This is a genomic window from Euzebya tangerina, from assembly GCF_003074135.1.
GTDB classification, from domain to species: domain Bacteria; phylum Actinomycetota; class Nitriliruptoria; order Euzebyales; family Euzebyaceae; genus Euzebya; species Euzebya tangerina.
Window position 1 is genome coordinate 1,902,295 of record NZ_PPDK01000001.1, and the last position, 17,386, is coordinate 1,919,680.

Genomic DNA, 17,386 nt, shown 5'->3' on the forward strand with positions numbered 1-17,386 from the left:
CCAACCTCTACGCAGACGGCTGGAGACCAGCGGCCTGCCCACGGCCCGCAACGACTTGAGCCATCTTCGCCGAGGCCTCGTCGATCATGACGTCCCCGAACATCAGCGCTCCGGTCCCCTCCGCGCCCGTCGCGCGGTCGTAGGCGTCGAGCAACGCCATGGCGTGATCGAACTCCTCCTGGGTCGGACTGAAGACCTCGTTCACGACGTCGACCTGCGCTGGGTGGAGCACCCACTTGCCGTCGAACCCCAGCGCCTTGGCCATCTCCGCGACCTCACGGAGGCCGTCACTGTCCTTGATCTTGGCGTAGGGGCCGTCGATGGCCTGGATGCCGGCGTTGCGGGCGGCGATCAGGATGCGCATCAGCACGGCGTGCCACATGTCGCCGGGGTAGCTCGCCGTCCGCTCGCCGAGGGTGGTGCCGGGCATCCCGAGGGCCGCGGCCATGTCGCCCGGCCCCAAGATGAGGGTCTCCAGTCGGTCTGACGCGAACGCGATGTCATCGATGTTGGTGAGGCCCTGCGCGTCCTCGATCTGAGCCTCCAGACCGATCCGGTGCGGCAACTCGCTCTCGACCTCGACCATGCGGAGGAGATGGTCGACGAACTCGATCTGGCCGGGGTTCTGGACCTTGGGGACCATCACGCAGTCGATGTACTCACCAGCGGTCCCGACGACGTCGATGATGTCGCGGTGGCAGAAGTGCGTGTCGACGGCGTTGACCCTGACGACGACGGTCTTGTCCCCGAACTCGGTGTCCTCCAACGTGGCGATGACGTTGCGCCGCGCCTGCGCCTTCTCTCCTGGGGCGACGGAGTCCTCGAGGTCGAGGAACACCTCGTCGACGGGGAGGCCGGCGGCCTTGCTCAACATCTTGGGTGAGGAGCCGGGAACGGCCAGGCAGGTGCGGCGGGGACGCGTGAGCGGAGAGTCGGACACGCGGACACGATAGTCGCCACGGCCACAGTCACGAAACGCGTCACAGCGTTTGATGGGCAACACCTCGGGGATGCTCGTCGCTGATGGATTGGATGCGCAGGCCGAGTGGCGATCCGGCCGACCCGCACGGGGTCGCGGATCTGCTGGCTCGCGCCTGTGGAGCGGTCGCCACGACCGCCGTCGAGGGGACCCGATTCGTCTTCTCGACCAAGGAGATGCTCCGGGTCAGTCGTGAGATAGAGCAGGCCGCTCTGGTCGAGCCCGCCGATCCGCTCTACGTCGGGGTCCAGCACGGCCACCGACTCGACGTCCAGGACGAGGTCTACTCGGACTTGATCAACCGGGGGGTCACCGTCTTCGCCTTCGGCACCGACGAGGGCACCGTCGTCGATGGTGTCCAGTGGGTGAGGGTGCACGACGACGATCGACTGCTGGCTGCGTCATGGTTCCTGGTCCGTGGGGGCTCCGACGCCCACGCGCTGGTGGGCTTCGAGGTCGGTGAGCCGATCGACGGCGTGCGCCAGTGGGAGGGCTTCGAGTCGCGCGACAGCCGTCTGGTGGACGGGATGATCCGTCACCTGGACGCACACCTCGAGGGATCGGCCGCTCGGGCTGGGTAGATCCGGGAGTCGCACCCCGTCAGCTGACGCGAACCCGTGACTCAGCGTCGTCAGACGAATACCATTGGTCTAGACGATGGCTGAGGCACCAAGCTCCGCGAAAGGTGCGATGACCCGCGCCAAGCTCCTCCAAGCCGCCGCGGACGAGTTGATCGAGACCGGGGGATCACTCGAGGTGGCCGCCGTCGCCCGTCGCGCGGAGACCTCCATCGGACTGACCTATCGGTACTTCCACAACAAGGGGGCCCTGGCGGCTGCTGTGGTGGAGGAGTTCTTCGATCGGCAGAACGAGGCGGTCCTCATGGCCACCATCGACGCCGACGGGTGGCGGGAACGGGAGCGTCGGCGCATCGAATTGATGGTGGCGTTCCACTACAGCGAGCCCTTGGCCAAGGTGGCCCTGGGTGGCTTGGCCCGTGAACCCGAGGTTGCAGCCGTGATGATGGAGAAGCAGGCCGGCCAGGCCGCGATCGTGGCGGCGATGTTGGCTCGCGGGCAGGACCTGGGCTTCATCGATCCGAGTCTTGACCCCTCGGTGGCGGGGGCCATGGTGCTGGGCGCGATTCGCGAAGCGATCCGGGTTGCCCTGGCGGCCGGCGAGCACCTGGACGCGGGTGCGCTGACCGAGCAGATCCTCACCTTCGTCGACATGGCCACGCGGCTGCGCACGTAGGTCAGGCGGTCTGGCCGATGGTGCTGGACCAGCGCGCGCCGGCCTGATCGGGTTCGACGGGTTGCCGGGCTAGGAGGTGGAGCATCTCAGCGAGCCCGACCACGAGCATGATGTCGCCGACGCTGAAGACGTTCGACAGGGGCCACGAGGCCGGGATGGCGAACACGTCTCCGAGGAACCACAGAGGACTGCCTGCCGACACGCTGGAGTTGGCGAACTCGCCGTCCGCGACCAGACCAGCGACGCTCGTGGCCCAGGGTGTGGCTGGCATGACCCCACCGTTCATGGTGATCGCCGCCAGGTTGCAGGCGGCCCCGACGGTGATCATGGTCAGCCCCTGGATGGCACGGTTGCGCCACAGGAAGTAGACGATCAGGCCATAGGATCCGACGTGCAGCACCAACGGCACCATCTCGAGACCGGCCAGAGGGCCCTCGATCGCCGCGGTCTGGACGACGATGGCGACCAGGGGAATCCACGCGGCTTGCAGGCGCAGGGTGGTGACCGCGGCAAGGGATCCGCCGGTCAGCGGGACCGATGCCACGATCAGCAGCGCCAGGACCAGCACGATCACGTCGAGACCGCCGGGTCGGTGTCGGTGAGGTAGATCGGACGCTGGACGCTGGACCGGCCGGCCAGCCACGCGAGGGACTCGCTTGGTCCCATGGGGCGTGAGATGCCGTAGCCCTGCGCTTGATCACAGCCCGAGCGGGCCAGGAAGTCGAGCGTGGAGGCGTGCTCCACACCCTCAGCGGTGACGATCAGGTCGAAGGAGTCTGCGATGTCGATCAGGGTGCGGATCATCCGGCGGCCGCGATCGGTGTCGGCATCACGCAGGAAGGAGCGGTCGATCTTCAACCCGTTCACGGGGAAGTCACGCAGCTTGGCAAGGGACGAGTGACCGGCGCCGAAGTCGTCCAGCGAGACGTTCACGCCGAGGGCGATCAGCTCCGCCAGCGTCTCCATGGAGGCGTCCGCGTCGGACATCAGTGCGGTCTCGGTGATCTCGAGCGTCAGGTACTCCGCTCGCAGGCCGTATCTCGAGAGCAGCTGACCGACGATCTCCGCGAAGCCGCCTTCGCTGAGGTTGCGCACGGAGATGTTGACCGACATCCCGACGGGGTACCCGCCGGCGTGCAGCTTCAGCAGGTGCTGAAGCGCGTGGTCCAACACGTACTTCGTCAGCGGTGCGATGAGGGGTGTCGTCTCGAGGAAGGGCATGAACTCCGATGGCGGAATCAGCCCTCGCTCGTCGTGGTCCCACCGGATCAGCGCCTCGAAGCCCGTGACGGCCTCGGTTCGAGCATTGATCAGCGGCTGGTACTGCAGCACCAACTCTTCGCTGGTGAGCGCTGACGCGAGCTCTGCGAACTTGCCCTGGCGGGAGTTGTCGGCCACGGAGTAGTCAAGTCCAGCGGCCTTGGCGATGTACATGGCCGCGTCGGCAGCACGCGCCAACGAGCCGACCGTGTCGAGCCCGGGCCCCGAGGCAGCGATCCCGATGGACGCCGTGATCGACAACTCCACGTCCTCGTCGACGTCGTCGGTCGAGATCGGTGCGTCCACGGCCGTGGTCAGCGACATGGCCAGGGCCTCGACGTCCGCGACATCGCCGACCTCTGGGAGGAGGATGGCGAACTCGTCGCCGCCGAGCCGTGAGACGGTTGCCTCGTCGGGCAGGACGGCCACGAATCGGGTGGCCATCTCCTGCAACACCGCGTCGCCGACGTGGTGTCCGTAGGTGTCGTTGATCTGCTTGAAGCCGTCGAGGTCGACCAGCAGGACGGCGACAACACCGCGGTGCGCCGCGGCGTGTTCGAGTGCCGCTTCTGCGTCGTCATCGAACCGACGCCGGTTCGGTAGGCCGGTCAAGGCGTCGTGGTTGGCGCGGCGCTCTGCCTCAGCCGACCGCTCGATGACACGGGCGATGCCGTAGGCGAGGAGGATGGCCAGTGGCAACAGGACCGGGTGGTCCTGGCCGATGCCGACCATCACCGGCCCCAGAGGGAGGAGGACTCCGTCCGTGGGCAGGGTGAGGAAGAAGTGGCTGCGAATCGTCGCGATGACATCGCGCCTGGTGACCAGGGCCACGACGACGTAGACGACGACGCTGCAGACGGTGTAGACCACGGCGCAGGCGAGCGCGATGGTCAGCAGTCCGAGGATCGAGACGGATCCACCATCGAGGTGTTGGATGTCTCCGAGGCGCAGCACCGCAGTGCCCGCCGCAAGACCCAGGGACAGCATCGAGCCGTTGAAGGCCGACTGTTTGATCGGGACCCCTCTGCGGAGGTCGGCGAAGATGGATAGGAGACCGACGAGAACGGCCGCGCCGTAGCCCGGAACGACGAACATCAGGGCGCACGCGTAGGCGAGCGACACCGTGATGAAGCCGGTCCGGAACCGCATGAGTGGGCGGAACTCCGCTGCCAGGAAGCACCCGGCGAAGAGGACCGCCAAGAAGGCGTTGGTCGGACGGACTCCCTCGCCCTGGCCGACCATGATGGCCAGCACAGCAACAAGGACTCCGCCGGCGATCACACTGCCGACGTAGGTGTTGAGTTGAGCGAGGGAGGGTTCATCGTCGGCCGGGATGGGCCGACGAGCGCTCACCCCCCTACCACCACTTGTACGGTGCAGCGGCTACTGCCACGACCGATACGAGCACCATGAGGTTGAAGAGCATCAACTTTGACCGCGAATTCATGAAATCCCTCTCAGATACATCCCGACCTCGACTGCCGAGACCGGTGGTTCACGGCGTGTGGTATCGGCACGCGATCAGCCAACCTGAGGACATTTTCTGAGCGAAGTTCAGAACCACTCACTCACAGGGCATCTTGGAGGGGCTCCAGCACCTCAGGTTGCATTGTCCCGAGGATCATGGTGCCGATTCGCGAGTCCTTCCACGCCTCCAACCGATCCAGAATCCGGTCGAGTGGTCCGACCAGCGCACACTCGTCCACCAGGGCATCCGGGACCAACGCGATCGCCTCGGACTTGTTGCCGGCCAGGTACAGGTCCTGGATCTTCCCGGCGGCCTCCTCGAAGCCATACCGACACGCCAGGTCGTTGTAGAAGTTCTTCTCCTTCGATCCCATGCCGCCGATGTACAGCGCGAACATGGGTCGCAGCATGTCCCGGCAGGCTTCGATGTCATCACCCATGACCACCGAGACCGTCGGGGCGATGTCGAAGTCGCTGCCGTCGCGCCCGGCAGCCTCCATGCCCGCATCCAGATTCTCGTTGTAGATGGTCTCGCGCTCAGGGGAGTAGAAGATCGGCAGCCAGCCGTCGGCGATCTCGGCCGTCAACTGGACGTTCTTCGGTCCGATGGCGGCCAGGTAGATCGGGATGGCCGGCCGGACCGGGTGGAGGATGGACTTCAGCGGCTTGCCGAGACCTGTCGCGCCCTCGCCGCTGTAGGGGATCTGGTACTCCTCGCCGTCGTGCTCCAGTCGCTCGTCGCGGGCGATGATCGTCCGCACGATCTCGACGTACTCGCGAGTCCTCGTCAGCGGCTTGCCGTACGGGACCCCGTGCCATCCCTCCACGACCTGCGGGCCGGACAGGCCCAGCCCGAGGAGCATCCGGCCGCCGCTGAGCGCATCCAGCGTCATGGCGGTCATCGCCGTGTTCGCGGGTGTCCGTGCCGGCATCTGGAAGATCGCCGAGCCGACCTTGATCCGCTCGGTCTTCGCAGCGGCGTACGCCAGCACGGTTGCGGCGTCGGAGCCGTAGGACTCTGCGGCCCACACCGAGTCGACGCCGACCTCGTCCGCGTGCTGGATGAGCGGCATGACATCGCCGATCGAGGATCCGGAGTATCCGATGTTCAGGCCAAGGCGCATGACGGTGTCTTTCGGTCGAGGGGTCGGGTTGTGCGTCGGGTGGCGGAGCCTAGTCCGAGACGTCCACAGCCTCGATGATCTGCTCTCGGGGCATGGCCGCGATGGCGAGGATGTTGGCCCAGAGCTGCTCGTCGGAGACGCCGCGCTCGTTCACCAACGCGTACTCCTGCCCCAGGTCGGTGTTGAACATGGCGGGGTCATCGGTGTTGATGGAGAAGGCGACACCGGCGTCGAGAAGGGCGTCCAACGGGACGTCGTCGGTGTGGTCGACCGCGCCGGTCCTGACGTTGGAGGTGGGGCAGACGTCGAGGCCGATCCCCTCGTCAGCAAGCCGTGCCAGGAGAGCCGGGTCGCCGGCGGCCCCGATGCCGTGACGGATCCGATCCGGCTTCAGGTGGTCGAGCACCTCCGCCACCCGGGCGGGGCCGGTGACCTCGCCGGCGTGGGGCACCGAAGCCAGCCCGCCCTCGCGCGCGATCGCGAAGGCGCGGGCGTAGGTCGCCGGCTGCTGCCAGTGCTCGTTGCCTCCGATGCCGAAGCCGACGATGCCGCGGTCGGAGTACCGGACCGCCCACCGCGCTGTCTCCTCCGCGAGGTCGGGCTCGATGGACCAGAAGATGTCTGGTGTCAGCCGCATGAGGACACCGTGGGCATCCAAGGCCTGCTGGGCCCCCGCGCAGTAGCCCTCGAAGAGATCCTCGAATGGCACGCCGCGCATGACCCGTTCGGCCGGTGAGAAGATGGCCTCGACGTAGCGGGCGCCGTGGGACGCCGCTTGTGCCGCGTAGTCCAGGGTGATCTGCTGGAAGTCCTCGGCGGTCTGCAGGCAGTTCGTCGTCAGGTGCCAGACCTCGATGAAGTGCTCGAAGTCCGTGAACTCGTAGAGCGCTCCGAGTTCCTCGACGGTGTCCACCGGCAGTGGGCGGTCATTCCGACGTGCGATGTCGAGCAGGACCTGCGGGCGGACAGATCCCTCGAGGTGGATGTGGAGCTCCCCACGTGGTGTGATCATCGGCTCGACTGAGGGTAGCGGACGTGGTGGCCTGTGGCCTCCCTGGTGCGGTTGAGACCCGGCTCGCCGCTCAGATAACGCCGCACGCCGTACCCTTGCGCCATGGTCGGACCCGTTGCGCTTGCCCTTGCGCTGGTGGTGCTGGTCATCGTGGCTGTTGTCACTGCCGAACGGCCCACGGTCGTCGTGCCCGACCGCGAGGGCTACTTCGACAAGTGGCAACCACTGCACGGGGGCGTCGACCCGCGTGCCAACCCCTGGCTGCGCGGCTGGCTGGCGCTGGGCTACCGCGTGGCCCGTCCACTCGCCGTCTGGGGCGTGAAGCCCGACGTCCTGACCTTCACCTCGACCTGGATCGCCCTGGCCGCGATCGTGGTGGCGACGTACGGGGGTCGTTGGGAGATCCTGGCCGGATGGCTGATCGTCTTCAGCGGCCTCGGTGACACGCTCGACGGCGCGGTCGCGGTGGCCACCGACCGGACCACAACATGGGGGTACGTGCTGGACTCGGCCGTCGATCGGCTGAACGACGTGCTCTACCTGGTTGCTGTGTGGATCGTGGGTGGGCCGTTGTGGATCGTGGTCGTGGCCGGCGTCGCGTTCTTCATGCTTGAGTACGTCCGGGCCCGCGGTCGGAACGCCGGCGGCAGCGAGGTGGGGACCGTCACCGTCGGGGAGCGCGCGCTGCGCGTGATCTGCTGCTCCATCGCCGTCCACTGGGGTGGGGTCTTCCTCTCGATCGACGAGTTCATCGCGACGCTCCTGATCAGCATCCTGGCCGTCCTCAGCGTGATCGGACTGGCCCAGATCATCCTGGCCGTGCGGCGTGACCTGCAGGCCCTCGACCGGGCCCAGGCGGCCGCGCTCAGCGACGAGGCCGCCGCCAACTCAGGCCGCGCCGACCTGTCCGGCGACGATCTCGGCTGACAGCAGCACCAGGGGCAGCCCGCCCCCCGGGTGCGCCGAACCACCTACCAGGAACAGACCCTGCAGATCGCTGACGTTCGGCGGTCGGAGGAAGGCCGCCAACGGACCGTTGGACGAGGTGCCGTAGATCGCACCGCCGGGTGTGGCCGCCGTCTCCTCGAGCACCGCCGGAGGCCGCTCCACGCGCAGGGTCACAGCGTGGCGCACGTCGACACCTCGCGCGGCCATGAGCCTGAGGATGTGGTCGGCGTAGCCGTCCGGGGGAGAGGTGGCCTGGTCGGTCCGCGGTGCGTTGACCAGCACGAACCAGGCCTGATGTCCGGCCGGCGCAACGCTGGGGTCATCGGGAACCGAGATGTAGATCGTGGGGTCGGGCACATACCGATGGCGGTGGACCGTTGCCCCCACAACTCGGCGGACGACAGCACGCCGGAGGCTGGGCCGGCCGAAGAGCGAGTCGAACTCGTCGTCGTAGTCGGCTGGGAAGAGCACGGTGTGGGCAGCCATGTCGGCGGCGGCCCCGGACAGACCTGCCGTGCGCACCCCCAGCAGCAGGACGTACCCCGCAAGCGACCGTGGTGCGTGGCGCAGGCGTCGTCGCAGAGGCCGGCGGTTCGCGGGAGGGAGCAGGTGAGCCGCCAGGATCTGTGCGTCGGCGTTGGCCACGACCACGTCAGCTTCGATGCGAGTGCCGTCGGCGAGTTTGACACCGGTGGCCGCCGCGCCATCGGTCAGGATCCTGCTCGCCGCAGTTCCGGTCGCAACGGTGCCACCCAGTGCGGTGATCCGGTCGGTGAGCACGGTGGCGATGGTTCGCAGTCCGCCGTCGATGTACCAGCCGCCCCAGGTGCGCTCGGCGTAGGGCACGGTCACCAGCGCCGCCGGCGCGCGACGCGGATCAGAGCCTGAGTAGGTGGCGTAGCGGTCCAGCATCATGCGCAGCCGGGGGTCGCTCAGGTACTCACGACCCAGGCTGCGGAGGGTCCGGTGCGGCGCCACGGCGTGGAGCGCACGAGGTCGCGCGGCCAGGGGCAGCAGGTCCAGTGGTCCCCGAAGGGCCGACCGGAGGATGGGCTGCTCCGAGGCGTCCCAGACGCGTTCTGCACGTTCCATCAGGGCGCCCCACTGCACGCCTGCGCCCAGCCCGAGGTGGCGGTCGAGTTCGGCCTTGAACGTGGCCTCGTCGCTCCACGCGTCGAGCCAGGTGTCGTCGGCGAAGCGGTAGCGGGCGATGGGGTCGAGGCGACGAAGGGGCAGGTTCTCCGGCGTGCCACCCGTGGCCTCGAGTGTCTCGAGAAGCGTCCATGGCAGCGTGACCAGCGACGGGCCGGTGTCGAACGTGAACCCGGCTTCGCGGTGGACCCCGAGCTTTCCCCCGACGGTTGGCGCCTGTTCGACGACCGTGACCGAGTGCCCGAGGGCGGCCAGGCGCGCGGCGGCGGCCAAGCCCCCGACGCCAGCGCCGATGACGACCACCCGCTTCATGTGACGGCCCGACCCTTCCACGTGAGCAGGCCGCGTCGTCTGCGGTCGAAGGACCGCACCGTCAACGCGGCCAGGGTCCCGATCGAGAGCGGGTGGAGAGGCGCATCGACCACTCGGCCACCGGTTCGGCTGGCAGTGAAGGCTCGGCCGATGGTTGCCGCGCCGTACCCGAGGGCGCCGAGGCGAACCAGTCCGCGGTCGCGCCGTGCGAGGCCGACCAGCAGCCCCAGCGGCGGAGCAAGGTACAGCAGGGCCAGCAGGGAGAGGGCCCCCACAGCACCCCGCGGTGAGCCGAACGCAGCCCACAGCGACTTGCTGTACCCCTCCCGCAACTCCGACCAGCCGATATACATCCGGCAGTGGGCCAGCTGGGTGCCGTCGGCCATCCCGACGCGGAACCCCGCGGACTTGAAGGAGCGCGCCAGCGCGACGTCCTCGATGACCTCGTGCTTGACGGTCTGATGGCCCCCGGCTGCGTGGTAGGCCGCGGTGCGGCAGACCATGAACTGACCGTTGCCAGCCGTGAGGCTTGTCGAGCGTGTGCGCTCGGCCAGTCGGAGAGGCAGGAAGGTGAGCCAGGACCACTGCAAGAGCGGCTGCACCACTCGCTCCATGGCGCTGCCCGTGACCTGACGCGGGTACGGCGACAGGAGATCCAGCGCGCCGTCCAGGAGCACGCCGACCGCCCGGATCACCGCGTCCTCCTCCAGCCTGACGTCGGCGTCGAGGAAGACGAGCACCTCTCCCGTGGCGTGCTGGGACAGTTGCCAGCAGGCATGTGGCTTGCCCAGCCAGCCATCCGGTCGAGGGTTGCCGTCGAGCACACGAACGGTCAGGTCGCCGTGCTCTGATGACGCGGCGATCCGACGAGCCAGCACGCCGGTGCCGTCGGTCGAGCCGTCGTCCAGGACCACCACCTCGCCCGACACTCCTCCCTGGGCCATGGCCGCCCACAGCGTCGGCTCGAGTCGGTCGGCCTCGTCGCGCGCGGGAATGAGGATCGACACGGTCGGAGGATGGGGGACCTCGGAGGTGTCCGGCTTGCGCAGCAGCAGCCAGTTGAGCAGCGAGTGGGCGCTCAGGAGTGACGCCCCGACTGCGCCGACAGCGACGGTCTGGCGCAGCAGACCGGGCAGATGCACCGCCTCAGCTCACCGGCCCCGGTCGTGTCATGCGGGGGTTGCCGGCTCTGGCGGAGCGGGCCCTGCGGTCGCGGACGCGGCGGGCTGGGTGGGTTGGCGCAGCCTGGCCCAGGCCAGCAGGCCGACGATCAGGCCCATGCCCACACCGCCGTAGACGCCGGATTGGACCAGGTCGAAGTAGAGGATGTGGGCAACAGCGCTGCCGCTCCAGGTCCAGACGTAGAGGGCCACGGGGACCACGCTGTGCCCATCGCCACGGGACCACCGGTCGGTGAGGTGCCACGCAGCCATCATCATCAGCCAGGCGGTGCCCAGCCAGGCCAGGTAGTTGCTGGCCGGGACCGTCCCGATCAGGTAGGGACCCGTTCCCTCCCAGGTCCAGTACCCCTCCGTCACCATCTGCGGATCCAGGTACAGGTCCCAGGCGGCCAGCGCCGCAGCGCCGATGGAGGTGCCCAGCCAGCGGCTGGGTGTGATCTGACGTGCTACCACCAGGGCCGGATAGCCCATCATCGCCCAGGCCAGCGGGATGATGACGGGCACCTCACCGATCAGCGGTCCGATCCGGTCGGAGTAGCTGTAGCTGCCGAACGGGAACCCGGTCGCGACACCGACCACCTCGACCAATAGCCCTCCGCCAGCGAAGACCGCCGCCACGGTCAGGGCCGAACGCGGACCACGGCTGAGCCACACGTGGGTCAGTGACGCCGCCGCGAACAGCAGCACGGTGACGACCGTGACGACGTCACGCTGGGCACCCGAGTAGTTGGGATAGCTGATCTGGCCGGCGATCACCAGGACGGCCAACACGACGGGAATCCATCCCGCCGGACGGGCGGGCCGCCAGCCACGGACGGCGTGGCGCGTCCGGTCCCGCAGGCCAGGGGCGCTGACGTGCGCCGTCACCGTGACAGCCGTGCCTTGACGTCTCGTGACACCCGGGCCATGACGGAGGGTTTGGCGTCGTCCAGCACGATCCGTGCAGCCGTCCGACCGCTGGCGCCGAACACGCCGCCGCCGGGGTGAGTGGACGCGCCGGTCAGGTACAGACCGTCCAGCGGCATCCGATAGCCCGAGAGCTCGGGCATGGGCCGCCACGAGAACATCTGGTCGAGGGACATGTCGACGTGCATGACCTGGCCGCGGACCAGCCCCAGTTCCCGCTGCAGATCCAAGGGCGTCTGGACGTAGGCGTGTTCGACGCTGTCGGCGAATCCGGGGGCGCGAGCGTCGACTGCGGCGATCAACTTCTGGCCCTCACGCTCCTTGATCGTGTCCCACTCCTCGCCGTTCGACAGCTCGAAGGGATGCCACTGGCCCCAGACCGTGATGTTGTGCTTCCCGGCTGGTGCGATCGAGGGGTCGATGGCGCTGAAGGCCATGGCGAGGGCGGCCGGCTTGGACGGTGGCCGACCCGCAACGAACTCGCCATGCGCCTCGCGGAGGAACCGGCGCGACGGGGCCAACAGCTGCATGGCGTGGTGCTCCGCGCCGCCCAGGGAGCCGGGGTACTCCGGCAGTGTCGACGTGCCGAGACGCACCACCATGCCGATCCCGTTCCCGGTGCGGATGGTCCGCCGAGCCCGCTCCGCGAAGCCGGACGGGAGGTCGTGCTCCGCCACCAGCGAGAGGGTCGTGAGCACGTGACAGCCCGCGACCACGGTCTGCGCGGCGATGTGGTCGCCGGACTCGGTCAGGACGCCCGATGTCCGCCCGGCTGCGGTGGTGATGCCGGCCGCCCCGTCGCCGAGGCGGATGGTGCCGCCGTATCGCCTGAACCGTTCGGCAAGAGCCACCGAGAGGGATCCGGATCCACCGACAGCCCGACCGGGCGCCAGGTGGTGCATCACCATGTTCCAGCCGACCAGGTCGGCGGTGGCCGGCTCGTGGGTCGGTGGGCCGGACTGCGCGCCCAGCCAGGCCAGCGCGGACTTCAGCCGCTCGTCGGTGAAGTGCTCGTCCAGCAGCGCGTCGGCGGAGGTCAGGAACTGTCGCGAGAGCTCCAGGCTGGACAGCCCAGCCCGACGTCCCAGCCCTGCCATGCGCCGCCCCATGTTCACCATGGTCGGCGCCTCTTGGAAGAGCTCGAAGATCCGCTGGTTTCGACCCCCCCAGTCCGTTGCGAAGGCCTGATAGGCGTCGGCCTCGGCGGCACCACAGACCCGCGCGATCGACTCGCAGGTGGTGTCCAGGTCGATGTGGAAGGCGATGGCGTCCGTCGCCTCGGCCTCCACAGCCGTCGGATCAGCGGAGACGGGCGCAAAGCCCCACGGGTCCATGTCGATGTAGGTCAGCCCGCACTCGCCCAGGGCGAGCTCCTCCACGATGCCCGTGTGACGGACCATGATGTGGGCGCTCGACCCAACATCCATCTTGTAGCCGTCGAACCGCTCGACCGTGGAGACCGCACCGCCGACGACGTCACGTCGCTCGACGATCTCGACATCCAGACCGGCGCGAGCCAGGTAGCACGCGGCGACGAGGGCGTTGTGCCCCGCACCGATGACGACGACGTCCCTCATGTGACGCCCGCGCCGCGTCTGTCGTCGGAGAGATCCACTCCGAACACGGTGCCACGAATTCCCAGGACCGCGAACCGCGCGAACATCTCCTCGGCGTACCAGCCCAGTCGACTTGTGTCCTCGATGGCCTGACGGTGCGGCGTGCGCCGGTAGGCGAAGTCGATCAGGTCGTCCAGGCTGGACCAGATGGTGAACGTGCCTTGGAGGCCGATCGGGGCCTCGCCGATGCCGACGCGGAGGAGGGGCCCGCCACTGGCATCGGGAAGGTCGGCCACCACCGGCGGCACCGCCCGCCAGAAGGTGCTGGCCTTCCTCGCCACCAGTCGTGCCCGGGTGATGGATGCGACTGGTCCGTCCCAGACCCCGGGGTCAGCCGTGGGCACGAAGGGCTCCCTGCCGCTCCACTGCCCCCGGCTGCGGAGCGGACGGAGGTCGGCCCGCCACTCCTCCTCCGCAATGCGACGCCACCCACGCAGCGTCGGGTGCGCCTCGAACGCAACCGAGTCGTGTCGAGTCCGCCACGTCGCCACCAGCCCCCAGGTGCGGAGGTCAGCGTCCCGGGGGCTGAAGGTCGTCCCGTCACCGGTGCCGAGCAGCTTGTGGAAGATCATCCCGGGGGTGCCACGCAGCCTGATCCGATCGACGCCCATGCGGCCGATGGCCTGCGGGATGCGAGCCGTCGGGACCCGCCACAGGTGCATCGTCACGTGTGACATCGCCGCCTGATCCTATCGGGGGAAACCCGCAGATCAGTGGGCCCATCTCAGGGTCGGGAAATCAGTGGGATGCCCGATTTCGGGAACGGGGCCGGGCCGCCACAGTACGGACCCATAACGAACTGACCCCCACGCGTCACGAGGAAACATCCCATGCAAACCATTCAGGAGACGACGGCACCCACATCGCACGGCAGGCCGCGGCTCGCGGCCCGGGCCATCGGCTTGGAGAAGATCTACGGAGACGGTCACACTGCGGTGCGCGCCCTGGACGGGGTGTCCCTCGAACTGCCGGTCGGCCAGTTCACGGCCGTCATGGGCCCCTCCGGCTCGGGCAAGTCGACGCTGATGCACTGCTTGGCCGCGCTGGACCGACCCTCCTCGGGTCAGGTGGTACTGGGCGACACCGACGTGACGGCGCTGTCAGACAAGCAGTTGACGCTGCTGCGTCGCGACCGCATCGGCTTCGTCTTCCAGGCCTTCAACCTGTTGCCGCAGCTGACCGCCACCGAGAACATCCTGCTCCCGCTGCGCCTGGCCGGCCGGCGCCCCGACGACGACTGGTTCGACGAGGTCGTGACCACCGTGAGCCTGGGCGACCGTCTCACCCACCGCCCCTCCGAACTGTCCGGCGGACAGCAGCAGCGGGTCGCCGTCGCCCGCGCACTGGTCGGACGCCCCGACATCGTGTTCGCCGACGAGCCAACCGGCAACCTGGACTCGGCCTCCGGCGAGGAGGTGCTGACCTTCCTCCGCAGCAGCGTGGACCGGCACAACCAGACCGTCGTGATGGTCACCCACGACCCCGTCGCTGCCGGGTACGCCGACCGGGTCGTGTTCCTGGCCGATGGCCAGATCTGCGGCGAGATGGCCGACCCGACCGCCGAGGCGGTCCTGGACCGCATGAAGGCGCTGGGCTGATCATGGGACGCGCCGTACTTGCAAGCCTGCGTGCCCACAAGCTGCGTCTGCTCGCCACATCGCTCGCGATCGTGGTGGGTGTCGCCTTCGTCTCCGGCACACTCATCCTGTCTGACACGCTGCGACTTGCGTTCGACAACCTGTTCAGCGAGACCACCGCGGGCATCGACGTGGTCGTCACCGGCCCCGAGGACTCAGCCGACCCCTTCAGCGGTCAGCGAGACCCGGTTCCAGCCGAGTTGGTCGAGGTCGTCGAGGCCGTCGAGGGGGTCCACACGGTCGCGCCGGAGGTGCAGGGCTTGGCCCAGCTCATCTCCGGGGACGGCGAGCCCGTCGGCGGCGGCGGGCCACCCACCCTCGCGATGGGCGCCCCTGTCAGCGAGGCCATCACCACACCGGACGTGCGCTCCGGGCGGTTCCCGGACTCCGCGGATGAGATCGCGGTCGACGTCGGGGCCTTCGAGGCCCTCGGGGTCGAGCTCGGCGACACGGTCGGCGTGGTCCTGAGCGGTCCCGTGCAGGACAAGACGGTCGTCGGCACGGTCGGGTTCGGCGATCTTGACAACCTGGCCGGCGCCACGATGGTCGTGCTCGAAGCGGAGTACGCCGTCCAGACGTTCGGCCAGGACGGGTTCACCCAGCTGTCCGTCATCGCCGACGACGGCGTCGACGCCGCTGACCTGCGTGACCGGATCGCGGCCGTCACCGACGAGGTGGAGGTCTTGACCCAACTCGAGGCCGCCGATCAGGCAGCGGCACAGGTGTCGGAGGGACTCGGCTTCTTCACCACGGCACTGCTCGTCTTCGCCGGCGTCTCGCTGTTCGTCGGGGCCTTCCTGATCGCGAACACCTTCACGATCATCATGGCCCAGCGAACCCGGGAGATGGCTCTGCTGCGAGCCGTCGGTGCCTCCCGAGCCCAGATCCTGCGCTCGGTGCTGGCCGAAGCCCTGGTCATCGGGCTGATCGGCTCGGTGCTCGGATTCGCCGCTGGGATCGGGCTGGCCCAGGGTCTCTACGCCCTGCTCGACGCCTTCGGCATCGCCCTGCCATCCGGTGACCCGGTCGTCGCCGGCCGGACCTTCGCCGTCGCGATGGGCCTGGGCACGGTGTTGACCGTCGTCATGGCGGTCGTGCCCGCGATCCGCTCCACGCGGGTTCCGCCCGTCGCGGCTCTGCAGGCGGTGGCTGCGCCGTCTCTCAAGCAGACGGGGCCCGGGCGCGTCGTCTCCGGCGGCGTCGTATTCGTCGGCGGAGTCGCCGGCTTGGCCGTCTCGCTGCTGCAGTCCCTCGGTCTGGCCGCGGTCGGCGCAGCTGCGGTCGTCACGCTGATCGGTGCGGCCTTCCTGGCTCCGCTGGTCACCCGGCCCCTCGTCCGCCTCATCGGTGGGCCGGTGCGTGCCAGCCGTGGGGTGCAGGGTGAGCTGGCCAGCCAGAACGCCATGCGCAACCCACAGCGAACCGCGTCAACGGCCTCCGCGCTCATGATCGGGCTGGCATTGGTCAGCTTCGTGGCGATCCTCGCGGCCTCGTTCTCGGCCTCGATCGAGCAGACCATCGAGGACTCCTTCGGCGGCGACTTCATCGTCTCGCAGACCGGCTTCGAGCTCGGCATCGATCCCGGTCCGAGCCTGGCGGAGGACCTGGCCGCCGTCGACGGCGTGGCGCTGGTGGTGCCGGAGTCCTTCGCCTTCCTCGAGGTGGAGGGAGAGGAGGCGACAGCCTTCGCGACCGATGCCGGTCTCTACGAGCAGGTCATCGCCACCGAGATCATCGACGGCGGGGCCGACGGCCTGGTCGGTGGTGGCGCGGCCATCGATGAGGAGTCGGCAGCCGAGCAGGGATTGGCCGTCGGTGACGTGGTCCAGATGTCGGCGCTGGGTGGTGACCCGGTTGACGTCGAGGTGGTCACCATCTACAGCGCGGAGGCGCTGGACGATGGCTGGTTGGTTGATCAGGCGGCCCTGCTGGCTGCTGGCATCTCGGCCGACAGCTTCCGCCTCTCCTCGACCTACATCGAGCTGGCCGACGATGCGGATGCCGCAGCCGTCAGCGACCGGCTCGACGACCTGTTGGCCGCGGAGTACCCGGCACTGTCCGTCCTGGATCAGACCGGGTTGATGGAGCAGATCACCGACCAGATCAACCAGTTGCTGGGCCTGATCACGGCGCTGCTGGCACTGAGTGTCCTGGTCGCGCTGTTCGGCATCGTCAACACGCTGGGCCTGAGCGTCCTGGAGCGCACCCGCGAGCTCGGGCTGCTCCGAGCCGTCGGCGCCACGCGGCCGCAGATCCGCTCGATGGTCCGCTGGGAGTCCGTCCTCGTGGCACTCCTCGGCGCGGTGTTCGGGTTGACCATCGGCATCCTCTTCGCGTGGCTGGTGGTCACCGCCCTGGCGGAGCAGCAGCCCTTGACGCTGTCCATCCCACCGCTGCAACTGCTGGTCGGCCTGGTGGCCGCAGCCGTCGCGGGTGTGGTGGCAGCCATCCTCCCGGCCAGACGGGCGGCTCGGACCGACATCCTGCGGGCGTTGGAGGCGCAGTAGGGGTCGGCCGGTCACCGTCGGAGGGCGTTAC

At 68.7% G+C, this 17,386-nt stretch carries 15 protein-coding genes; 5 read left to right on the forward strand and 10 right to left on the reverse strand.

The annotated features are described in order from the left end of the window. Positions 1–7: 7 nt before the first annotated feature. On the reverse strand, positions 8–940 hold the full coding sequence (locus C1746_RS08820; RefSeq protein ID WP_205711779.1) for an HpcH/HpaI aldolase/citrate lyase family protein: 933 nt from the start codon (positions 938–940) through the stop codon (positions 8–10). Between the two features lie 92 nt (positions 941–1,032). On the opposite strand from C1746_RS08820, the gene C1746_RS08825 reads away from it, so the two are divergent. Both C1746_RS08825 and C1746_RS08830 read left to right on the forward strand, forming a co-directional pair. After that, a complete protein-coding gene (locus C1746_RS08825; RefSeq protein WP_162867557.1) occupies positions 1,033–1,560 on the forward strand; it encodes a hypothetical protein in 528 nt (175 codons plus the stop codon). Between the two features lie 109 nt (positions 1,561–1,669). After that, complete coding sequence (locus C1746_RS08830; protein WP_162867558.1) at positions 1,670–2,233, forward strand: TetR/AcrR family transcriptional regulator; 564 nt, start codon at positions 1,670–1,672, stop codon at positions 2,231–2,233. Between the two features lies 1 nt (position 2,234). Here C1746_RS08830 and C1746_RS08835 read toward each other — a convergent pair whose 3' ends face one another. The 4 genes from C1746_RS08835 to add all read right to left on the reverse strand — a co-directional run bounded on the left by C1746_RS08835 (position 2,235) and on the right by add (position 7,096). After that, a complete protein-coding gene (locus C1746_RS08835; protein WP_116714251.1) occupies positions 2,235–2,807 on the reverse strand; it encodes a DUF5317 domain-containing protein in 573 nt (190 codons plus the stop codon). Further along, positions 2,804–4,846, reverse strand: coding sequence for a putative bifunctional diguanylate cyclase/phosphodiesterase (locus tag C1746_RS08840; RefSeq protein ID WP_116714252.1), 2,043 nt, complete (start codon positions 4,844–4,846; stop codon positions 2,804–2,806). The genes C1746_RS08835 and C1746_RS08840 overlap by 4 nt, the downstream gene beginning before the upstream one ends. A gap of 215 nt (positions 4,847–5,061) precedes the next feature. Then, a complete protein-coding gene (locus tag C1746_RS08845; RefSeq protein WP_116714253.1) occupies positions 5,062–6,084 on the reverse strand; it encodes an LLM class F420-dependent oxidoreductase in 1,023 nt (340 codons plus the stop codon). Between the two features lie 49 nt (positions 6,085–6,133). After that, positions 6,134–7,096, reverse strand: coding sequence for an adenosine deaminase (add, locus tag C1746_RS08850; protein WP_116714254.1), 963 nt, complete (start codon positions 7,094–7,096; stop codon positions 6,134–6,136). Positions 7,097–7,198: 102 nt separating this feature from the next. Here add and C1746_RS08855 point away from each other — a divergent pair, with 102 nt between their 5' ends. Continuing rightward, on the forward strand, positions 7,199–8,023 hold the full coding sequence (locus tag C1746_RS08855) for a CDP-alcohol phosphatidyltransferase family protein (protein WP_116714255.1): 825 nt from the start codon (positions 7,199–7,201) through the stop codon (positions 8,021–8,023). On the opposite strand, the gene C1746_RS08860 is transcribed toward C1746_RS08855, so the two are convergent. Genes C1746_RS08860 through C1746_RS08880 form a run of 5 tightly spaced genes read right to left on the reverse strand, consistent with a single transcriptional unit; the run spans position 7,985 to position 13,888 of the window. Then, complete coding sequence (locus tag C1746_RS08860) at positions 7,985–9,508, reverse strand: phytoene desaturase family protein (RefSeq protein ID WP_116714256.1); 1,524 nt, start codon at positions 9,506–9,508, stop codon at positions 7,985–7,987. The two genes, C1746_RS08855 and C1746_RS08860, sit on opposite strands and share 39 nt — an antisense overlap. Further along, a complete protein-coding gene (locus tag C1746_RS08865) occupies positions 9,505–10,650 on the reverse strand; it encodes a glycosyltransferase family 2 protein (protein ID WP_205711780.1) in 1,146 nt (381 codons plus the stop codon). The genes C1746_RS08860 and C1746_RS08865 overlap by 4 nt, the downstream gene beginning before the upstream one ends. Positions 10,651–10,677: 27 nt before the next feature. Then, positions 10,678–11,556, reverse strand: coding sequence for a carotenoid biosynthesis protein (locus C1746_RS08870; RefSeq protein WP_116714257.1), 879 nt, complete (start codon positions 11,554–11,556; stop codon positions 10,678–10,680). Further along, positions 11,553–13,172 (reverse strand): phytoene desaturase family protein, encoded by a 1,620-nt coding sequence (locus C1746_RS08875; protein WP_116714258.1) that lies wholly within the window; start codon positions 13,170–13,172, stop codon positions 11,553–11,555. Before C1746_RS08875 ends, C1746_RS08870 begins: the two co-directional genes overlap by 4 nt. Further along, positions 13,169–13,888 (reverse strand): hypothetical protein, encoded by a 720-nt coding sequence (locus tag C1746_RS08880; protein WP_205711781.1) that lies wholly within the window; start codon positions 13,886–13,888, stop codon positions 13,169–13,171. Before C1746_RS08880 ends, C1746_RS08875 begins: the two co-directional genes overlap by 4 nt. Positions 13,889–14,041: 153 nt before the next feature. On the opposite strand from C1746_RS08880, the gene C1746_RS08885 reads away from it, so the two are divergent. Both C1746_RS08885 and C1746_RS08890 read left to right on the forward strand, forming a co-directional pair. After that, on the forward strand, positions 14,042–14,809 hold the full coding sequence (locus C1746_RS08885) for an ABC transporter ATP-binding protein (protein ID WP_116714259.1): 768 nt from the start codon (positions 14,042–14,044) through the stop codon (positions 14,807–14,809). Positions 14,810–14,811: 2 nt separating this feature from the next. After that, on the forward strand, positions 14,812–17,355 hold the full coding sequence (locus tag C1746_RS08890; protein WP_116714260.1) for an ABC transporter permease: 2,544 nt from the start codon (positions 14,812–14,814) through the stop codon (positions 17,353–17,355). The last annotated feature ends 31 nt before the right edge of the window (positions 17,356–17,386 follow it).

Coding starts and splice junctions, on each gene's coding strand:
- C1746_RS08855 (WP_116714255.1), top strand. CDS start 7,199: ATGGTCGGACCCGTTGCGCTTGCCCTTGCGCTGGTGGTGCTGGTCATC.
- C1746_RS08885 (WP_116714259.1), top strand. CDS start 14,042: ATGCAAACCATTCAGGAGACGACGGCACCCACATCGCACGGCAGGCCG.
- C1746_RS08890 (WP_116714260.1), top strand. CDS start 14,812: ATGGGACGCGCCGTACTTGCAAGCCTGCGTGCCCACAAGCTGCGTCTG.
- add (WP_116714254.1), bottom strand. CDS start 7,096: ATGATCACACCACGTGGGGAGCTCCACATCCACCTCGAGGGATCTGTC.
- C1746_RS08875 (WP_116714258.1), bottom strand. CDS start 13,172: ATGAGGGACGTCGTCGTCATCGGTGCGGGGCACAACGCCCTCGTCGCC.
- C1746_RS08860 (WP_116714256.1), bottom strand. CDS start 9,508: ATGAAGCGGGTGGTCGTCATCGGCGCTGGCGTCGGGGGCTTGGCCGCC.
- C1746_RS08825 (WP_162867557.1), top strand. CDS start 1,033: ATGCGCAGGCCGAGTGGCGATCCGGCCGACCCGCACGGGGTCGCGGAT.
- C1746_RS08830 (WP_162867558.1), top strand. CDS start 1,670: ATGACCCGCGCCAAGCTCCTCCAAGCCGCCGCGGACGAGTTGATCGAG.
- C1746_RS08845 (WP_116714253.1), bottom strand. CDS start 6,084: ATGCGCCTTGGCCTGAACATCGGATACTCCGGATCCTCGATCGGCGAT.
- C1746_RS08880 (WP_205711781.1), bottom strand. CDS start 13,888: ATGTCACACGTGACGATGCACCTGTGGCGGGTCCCGACGGCTCGCATC.